General features: G+C 47.0%; 1 protein-coding gene and 1 pseudogene. One reads left to right on the plus strand and one right to left on the minus strand.

Annotation, left to right across the window (positions count from 1 at the left end; genetic code table 11):
- Window positions 1–465 (plus strand): annotated as a pseudogene (locus tag IQ219_RS19735) (DUF58 domain-containing protein); the annotation flags it as partial.
- A 23-nt stretch (window positions 466–488) separates the two neighbouring features.
- Here IQ219_RS19735 and IQ219_RS19740 read toward each other — a convergent pair.
- A partial coding sequence (locus IQ219_RS19740; protein ID WP_194073753.1) for a Crp/Fnr family transcriptional regulator occupies window positions 489–1,213 on the minus strand: 725 nt, incomplete at its 5' end.

Raw genomic sequence — 1,213 nt, forward strand, 5'->3', positions numbered from 1 at the left:
GTGGTGAGTTGGTTGCCCCCGGAGCGGGGTTTACATTATTTACCCAAATTATTGAAAACCTTGACTCCCCTCCAACCCGTGCTGCAAGAACCGGATTACGGCGCGGCGATCGGTCAACTGGTGCAACAACAAACCAGGCGGGCCCTAGTGGTGTGCATCACCGATTTAATTGATCCCACTGCTTCACGGGAATTGCTCACTGCCCTCACCCAGCTAGCTCCCCGTTATCTGCCCTTTTGTGTCACTCTGCGAGACCCCCAGGTGGACCAATTAGCCCATTCCCCGGCCACTACAGTTAGTGGTGCTTACCAACAGGCGGTGGCTATTAACCTGTTGCAACAGCGGCAATTAGCCCTGGCGAAGCTGAAACAAAAAGGGGTTTTAGTCTTGGATGCTCCGGCGGACAAAGTCAGTGAACAGTTAGTGGATCGCTACCTACAACTCAAAGCCCGCACCCTGCTTTAATCCCATGGGGGAATTGGTCAAAATCAGACCGAAGTGGAATTGCCATTAACCAGTTGCTGGAGAAAATCCAAGTTGAGAATTTCAATCGTGGCCCCCTGGCGTAAAATGAGGCCCTTTTTTTCCAATTTACTCAATGTGCGGGTAACAGTTTCCCTCGTAACTCCACTGAGAATGGCGGTTTCTCGATGGGGCAAATTCGGTATTAATACCCTATGTTTTTTGGTGTTTATTTTATTTTCCTTCTGTTCCATCAATTCCAGCAAAATATGGGCTACTTTGGTCACACTATCTGCTTCCCTTAGGCGAAAATATTGGTTCAGTTTTCTAAGACGCTTGGACGCAAAAATTGCTACCTGAATACCAGCTTGGGGATCTTCCTGGAGCAAATTTAGAAAATCTTGGGTAGGAATACTCCAGATCTTGGCAGGGGACAGAGTGACGGCCTCCTTGGGATTCCAGTCTTCTTCCACCGCGGCGATCGCCCCCACCATCTCGTCCGGGCCGTAAAGAGTATAGATATTACTTTTTGAAGATTCATCAATGGCACACACTTTAATCCAACCTTCAGCAATAAAATAAATTGACCCCCCGTAGTAGTTTTCAAATAACATTGACTGACTGCAGGGATAATTACGAAAGCTTAGGTAAGTAATAGTTTGCATCAACAAATCTTTTGACAAGGCCCGGAAAAAAGAAATTTCGTTGGCCAATTGTTTAATTTGTTTTGCTGCAGGCTTTTGCGGTGCCA

Origin of the sequence: Synechocystis sp. LEGE 06083, assembly GCF_015207725.1 — a bacterium.
GTDB classification, from domain to species: domain Bacteria; phylum Cyanobacteriota; class Cyanobacteriia; order Cyanobacteriales; family Microcystaceae; genus Synechocystis; species Synechocystis salina.